Annotated in this window: 5 protein-coding genes; 3 read left to right on the top strand and 2 right to left on the bottom strand. The window is 54.5% G+C overall.

Annotated elements, in window-relative coordinates; all coding sequences use genetic code 11:
- On the bottom strand, window positions 1-378 hold a 378-nt coding region (locus tag V6D20_06635), incomplete at its 3' end, for a hypothetical protein (protein HEY9815463.1).
- 353 nt (window positions 379-731) lie between these two features.
- Between V6D20_06635 and V6D20_06630 the strand changes: the two genes are divergently transcribed.
- The 3 genes from V6D20_06630 (at window position 732) to V6D20_06620 (ending at window position 5,320) form a co-directional block, all read left to right on the top strand.
- The gene (locus V6D20_06630; GenBank protein ID HEY9815462.1) at window positions 732-2,993 is read left to right on the top strand and encodes a transglycosylase domain-containing protein; all 2,262 of its coding nucleotides are present in this window, start codon (window positions 732-734) and stop codon (window positions 2,991-2,993) included.
- Window positions 2,994-3,153: 160 nt separating this feature from the next.
- Window positions 3,154-3,702, top strand: coding sequence for a YdcF family protein (locus tag V6D20_06625; protein HEY9815461.1), 549 nt, complete (start codon window positions 3,154-3,156; stop codon window positions 3,700-3,702).
- 529 nt (window positions 3,703-4,231) lie between these two features.
- A complete protein-coding gene (locus V6D20_06620; GenBank protein ID HEY9815460.1) occupies window positions 4,232-5,320 on the top strand; it encodes a serine/threonine-protein kinase in 1,089 nt (362 codons plus the stop codon).
- Here the strand turns inward: V6D20_06620 and V6D20_06615 are convergent.
- Window positions 5,317-6,228, bottom strand: a complete 912-nt coding sequence (locus tag V6D20_06615) for an alpha/beta fold hydrolase (protein ID HEY9815459.1) — start codon at window positions 6,226-6,228, stop codon at window positions 5,317-5,319. The genes V6D20_06620 and V6D20_06615 overlap by 4 nt on opposite strands.
- Window positions 6,229-6,401 lie beyond the last annotated feature (173 nt).

The raw sequence follows: 6,401 nt of genomic DNA, 5'->3' as shown, positions 1-6,401 counted from the left end.
ATTGCCCGCACCGCCGAGGAGCCGATCGTTACCGTTGTCTCCATTCAGGCGATCGTTGCCGGCTCCTCCGTTGAGCACATCATGATCGCCCCCGCCATTGAGAAGATCATTGCCTTGGCGGCCAAAAACACGATCATGACCATCTTGAGCATGGATGAGGGTATCTCGACTGGGAGCAACCAAGCGATCGCTTCTCCCGGTACCGACGATGCGATGCATGGTTTGGCTGGTGCGCACCCCTAGGACGCGAGGGCTTGATGAGGCGATCGCTGGTTCATGAACTGGAGGGCGATCGGGTTGTAGCGGATCGAAGCTGCTGGATTCAACGGAAAACGGAGCGGCGATCGCCCCATGGGACAAATTCTGACTAGATAGCATTCACATGTCTCCTAACAGACGCGGAAAAGGGATGGATCAGTCTGGTAGAACCCTGTGAATTGAAGCTGGCAAGCACAACTCGCTATCTAGTTGTAACGAACGATGGAAGACCTATCCCTCAGGGGTTTTCCTGAACTTTGTTTGACAGTGGCTACTCAGTCCTAGGTTTGCCGAGGGAACTTCTAGGAGTGAGTAGACTATCATCAGAACTGATACCCTATCGAGCAGGATCCTTGCCATCGGCTTTCCCAGGGCGTGGCTTGTCAGCCCTTGTCTCAGATTACCCGCGCGGACTATGCGGAATCGTAGACTCCTGTTCTGATTTCTCTCTATGCCGAGCGCGATATTGACGCATGACTTCTCCCCAAAAACCCCCAACGCCATCTAAAACTCTTTTGGGAACGATTACCAATCTGGTGCAGACGGTACATGCGCGTATCGATTTTTCCAAGCTGGCGGTAGATCCCAAAGCGCGGGTGCCCAAACTGCGGGTGCATAACTTAGAGACAGATGAAGTCAATATCTACCCGTTGATTGGCGATCGCTACATTTTGGGCCGCAGTTCTAAGGGCTGTGACATTGTGGTGCGTAACCCCGTCGTCAGCCAAACCCATTTGACCCTGTCTCGCGATAGCCGCAGGCCCCATGCAGCCTTTGTGGCCAAAGATGAGCGATCGACCAACGGTACTTATATCGGCCGCCGCCGGATTGAACGGGCTACGCTTTACCATGGCGATCGCTTCACCCTCGGGCCGCCAGAGCTGGCCTCGGCGGTGCAGGTAGATTTTCAAAACCCGCCACCTTGGTACATCACCGCCTTGCGCTACGGGATCTATGGCATGACTGGGGTGTCTGCCTTAGTAGCCCTGTGGATTGGTCTAGAGTGGCAAAAGTTCAATGTGCGCCCTTTCCCCGGATCCGTAGACGGCCCGGTTATTGTCTATTCCCAGGATGGACGTACGCCACTCCGCCAACCCCGCAGCCAGGCCCATCGTGAGTTACGGCGGCTGTCAGACTATTCGCCCCATTTGCCCAATGCGGTGATGGCGTCAGAGGATTCGCGGTTTTATTGGCACTTGGGCGTCGATCCTATAGGCACCATTCGCGCTCTGTGGGTAAACGTTAGCGGTGGTGAACTGCGGGAGGGCGGCAGTAGCATTACCCAACAGCTTGCCCGCAGCGTTTTTCGCAGCTATGTTGGCACCGATGATTCCCTAGGGCGGAAGATCCGAGAAGCGGTTGTATCGCTGAAACTGGAGCTGGTTTACAGCAAAGATGACCTGATGTTGATGTACCTCAACCGGGTCTATCTAGGCAGCGGTCTATCAGGATTTGAGGATGCCTCCCAGTTTTACTTTGCCAAACCAGCCCAAGAGTTGACGATTTCGGAAGCCGCAACCTTAGTGGGCATCTTGCCAGCGCCCAACAGCTTCAACCCCGTGCAAAGCTACGATACGGCGGTTGAGCTGCGCAACCGAGTCATCAACCGCATGGCAGCCCTTGGCATGATTACCTCGGAAGAGGCGCAGCGGGCCCGGCGATCGCGCATCGAGCTCAATCCGGCGGCGGTGGAAGAGTTACAAAGCACCCTCGCGCCCTATTTCTATGGGCAGGTTTTTTTTGAGCTGGAGGACTTGCTAGGAGCAGACCTGGCCCGAGAGGGCAATTTTGTCATCGAAAGTACGGTGGATTTAGCAACCCAAGCCCAGGCGGAATCATCCCTGCAACAGGCGATCGCTTCCGATGGCGTTACCTACGGCTATACCCAAGGGGCGATCGTCACCCTAGATTCGGCAACCGGAGAGATCTTAGCCCTAGTCGGCGGCACAGACTACCAAGCCAGCCAGTTCAACCGCGCTACCCAGGCCCTGCGTCAACCCGGATCGACCTTTAAGGTGTTTGCCTATGCTGCGGCTTTGGAATTGGGCATCTCGCCGGGCACCTCCTACTCCTGTGCGCCGCTGACCTGGCAGGGGCAATCCTTTGATGGCTGTCGATCGGGGGGCGGCAGCATGGATATGTATACCGGCATGGCCCTGTCGGAAAATGTGGTGGCGCTGCGGATTGCCCAAGAAGCTGGGCTAGACCGAGTGGTACGCAATGCCCAGCGGCTGGGGATTGAATCTGACCTCAATCCCGTACCTGGGCTGATCCTCGGCCAGAGCGAAGTGACCTTGGTGGAGCTAACCGGTGCCTTTGGCGTCTTTGCCAATGAAGGTGTTCGCAATCCGCCCCATACGATTCGCCGCATTTTAGACAGCAGCGATTGTGAAGACAATGCTGATTTACAAACCTGTCGCGTGATTTTTGATTATCGTCAAGATGCCCAGGCTAATATACCGGTTCTCGATCCAGCGATCGCCACCACCATGACTGGGATGCTGCAAAGTGTTGTACAAAGCGGCACTGGACGAGCAGCCTACCTTGGAGTGGGGGAAGCAGGCAAAACTGGTACCACCAACGACAATGTGGACTTATGGTTTGTGGGCTATATACCCCGCCAAAACCTCGTCAGCGGCATTTGGCTAGGCAACGATGATAATGCCGCAACTTTCGGCAGCAGTTCCCAGGCCGCCCAAGTGTGGGGTGATTATATGGAAAGGGTTCTACGCTAGCCCCCCGATTCTTTTTCCTGATCTGAGGTCTACTAGGTAGAACACTGCTGAGCTTTAGGGCATGATATCTGTGATCTTGATGGTAATTAAATTCTGAAGTATGTCGTCTCGCGATCGCCACTATTCATCATCTCGTGCATCTCGTTGGGGAGTTGGGTCGTTGGTTTGGCTGCTCCTGGTTGTCCTATTGGGCGTCTGGGGCTATCAACGACTCATGGCATCGTTCCATTCACCGGAGGCGGTTCTCGTCTTGGGTGGATCCTTAGATCGCGAGCAATTTGCTGCAGATTTTGCCCATACCTACCCTGATCTACCCATTTGGGTCTCGTCGGGCAGCAATCCTGAATATGCTCAGTGGGTGTTTGAAGAAGCCAACATTGACTTAGATCGCGTGCATTTAGACTACCGCGCTGTCGATACGGTCAGTAACTTTACCACTTTGGTGGATGATTTCAAGTCCCAGGGTATTGATCGCATTTACCTGATCACCTCGGACTATCACATGCGGCGAGCGCGTATTATTGGTGAGATTGTGTTGGGTAGTCGAGGCATTTCCTTTGAAGCGATCGCTGTCCCGTCTGATCGATCGCCAGAGTCGATCAATAAGGTTTTGCGAGATGCGGCCCGCTCCATCTTGTGGGTGACCACAGGCTATAGCGGCTCTTCCCTACGGCAGGTTCAGCAAGCTGCTTACCGCCGGCTCAATTAGCCAACTCAAGTAGCTGATTCAATTAAAAGACCTGGTAAAGTTTACTGCACGGGGAAATTACGTACACTGCTGTGCCCTAGGGGACTGCTCAGCTAGATGTTGTCCCGCTTTCTCCGTGATTATCATGAGAACTACGGATGCGATTTCTGGTATCGCACTGGAAAATGAAGATAGTTTGAACTGAGTGGGCGATCGCACCCGTCCGGCGCATGAACCTCTTAACTGATCCCCATTCAACTTAGAGCAAACGATAGATTTCAATCCCATCCCTGTGATGAACGATACGAACGGCTCAACGAGAACCGCTTAGTCTAATGACTAGTCATACACAGGGGCACGGGTGTTGGTTCTAACCTCTCTAAGGTTCATCATCCCATCATAGATATGTCCACAGGGTCGGCGGTCGTCCTCCCTGTGCCATCAAATCTCAAGCATCTTGTTCGCTGACGTGGCTCCCTACCGTTAGGATAGGGGTGAGCATCTAGCACTGGTTTGTTCTGATCTTATGCGTGCATAGGCCTCCACATTGATGGATTCTACGATTCCCACCTTGTCCACACGACGCGATTCTCCGCAGCATCAAACACGGCTGGGGCAGTTTTGTGGTTCAAAACATTTATTTCGCGATCGCTATAAGGTTTTGAAAACATTGGGTCGTGGCGGGTTTGGCGTGACATTTTTGGCTAAAGATATGGCCCTACCCGGCTATCCTCCCTGCGTGATCAAGCAGCTTTGCCCTAAGGTGAACAATCCTGTGGCCCTGAGTAAAGCCAGTGAGCGCTTTGAACGGGAAGCCACCACCCTCAGCCAGTTGGGCAGCCATTCTCAGATACCGCGCCTCTTAGACTACTTCCAGATCAATGGAGAGTTTTATCTCGTCCAAGAATATGTGCGTGGGTCAACCTTGGTTAAAGAGGTGCGAAAAAACGGCCCCCTTCCAGAAGAAAAGGTGCGCAAGTTTTTGGTGGAAATCCTACCGGTGCTCAGCTACATCCACAGCCGTCAGGTCATTCATCGCGATATCAAGCCGCCAAATATCATTCGCTGTGACGATGATGGACGTTTGGTATTGATTGACTTTGGAGCTGTCAAAGAAGGGATTGCCGAAATTACCGATGACGATACCCAAAAAGCACCCAGCACTAGCTTTGTTGGCACCGTAGGCTTTGCACCACCCGAACAGTTGGCCCTGCGTCCCAGCTATGCCAGTGATATCTACGCCATCGGCGTCACCTGTCTCTTTTTGCTCACCGGGCATCCTCCCCTAGCCTTTGACTATGACACCCACACCGGTGATATCAACTGGCGGGAGATGGTCGATCTCAGTGAACATTTCGGCAAAATTCTCGACAAGATGCTGAAAATCTCACCTCGCGATCGCTATCAATCTGCCGATGATGTGCTGCGGGCTCTGGATCTAGAATCCCACTTTGATCAACTGTCCCACTGTATGACCATGAGTTCCCGCTTGCCGAAGCCGACGGAACCAGAGCCAGAACCCACGGGCTACCAATCGCCCATTGCCCGCAAAGCTGCCGCTATTCGCAACTGGCGGGCTCGACGGCTGCAGGAAGGTCATTCTTCCTCCTTCCAGCAAAATGATCATCCCGTTGCTTAGTCTGTCGCTGAGGTGCCGACCTGAGCTGCCCACTGCAGCAGTTCGTGATTGACGCGATCGGGCTGTTCTTCATAGGCACAGTGCCCTGCTTGGGGAAGTTCGATCAGGTTGAGGGAGGGATGCTGCTGCACCAGTTGCCGCCCGCGTTTGAGGGGAATTACCCGATCCTGCTGTCCCCACAGGAGCAAGGTCGGACAGCGAAGCTGGCTGATCAACTGATCACCATTGGGCGCATAGTCGTAGTGGGTGGAAGCGCTGGACAGCCGGCAGAGGGTTTGCCCTGCACCGCGATCGCGGGTGGGGGCAACGTAACTTTCAATTAAGTCTTGAGTAATACAGGCTTTTTGGGCATAGGCTAGCCCCAGGCCAGCACGGATGAACTCAGGGCGACGGGCTAGTTCAAATAGCGGCAGCACAACTAGAGGATTGGCAAACAGGCGTTCGAGGGTACCGGCAATGGGCTGGGCCCAAGGTGGAATCAGCTCTTGGCGGGAAGCCGGCAGGGTCATCAACGTCAGCCCTTGCACCATCTCGGGATGCTGAGCAGCGGCGCTTAGGGCCACAAGGGCTCCTAAGGAATGCCCCACCAGCAGAACAGGACGACCTAGGAGCGATCGCCACAGGTCGTAGACCTGATCAACCCAGAGGTGCACCTTATAGGGAGCGGCCGCTTTGCGCGATGCCCCAAAACCCAGCATATCCACAGCATAGACAGGGTGATGCTCCGCTAGAGGCATAATATTGCAGTGCCATTGGGTGAGGGAGGAGCCGAAACCATGGATCAGCAGAATGGGCAGGGCGTTAGCCTGCACCGAGGGGGCGTAGGTGTAGCGCACCTGCCAGCCACGCCAGATCCAATCGCGCTGGCGACCGAGGTGAGGCATCCAAGAGGCGGGGGGAGAGGGCATGGGCATAATGTAAAGATGTCTAACATCAGGACAGGGTGACGGAGCGGAGCGCGTAGGATGGGCGTCGATTCCAGCAGTTTAGTTCATCGTACATGGGGCATGAAGCAACATCCTTGTTTGAGTCTAGTCCAGGGGGTTGAACGGCGTTCCATCCTCCTAGCTGAGGTGGCTGA

It is taken from the genome of Candidatus Obscuribacterales bacterium (genome assembly GCA_036703605.1).
Classification (GTDB): Bacteria; Cyanobacteriota; Cyanobacteriia; order RECH01; family RECH01; genus RECH01.
Note: the sequence above shows the minus strand (reverse complement) of the source record. Positions and strands in the feature narration are given on the sequence as shown.

Bases quoted from the DNA above. Each gene is read 5' to 3' on its own strand.
- V6D20_06630 (HEY9815462.1), top strand. From the start codon at position 732: ATGACTTCTCCCCAAAAACCCCCAACGCCATCTAAAACTCTTTTGGGA.
- V6D20_06620 (HEY9815460.1), top strand. From the start codon at position 4,232: ATGGATTCTACGATTCCCACCTTGTCCACACGACGCGATTCTCCGCAG.
- V6D20_06615 (HEY9815459.1), bottom strand. From the start codon at position 6,228: ATGCCCTCTCCCCCCGCCTCTTGGATGCCTCACCTCGGTCGCCAGCGC.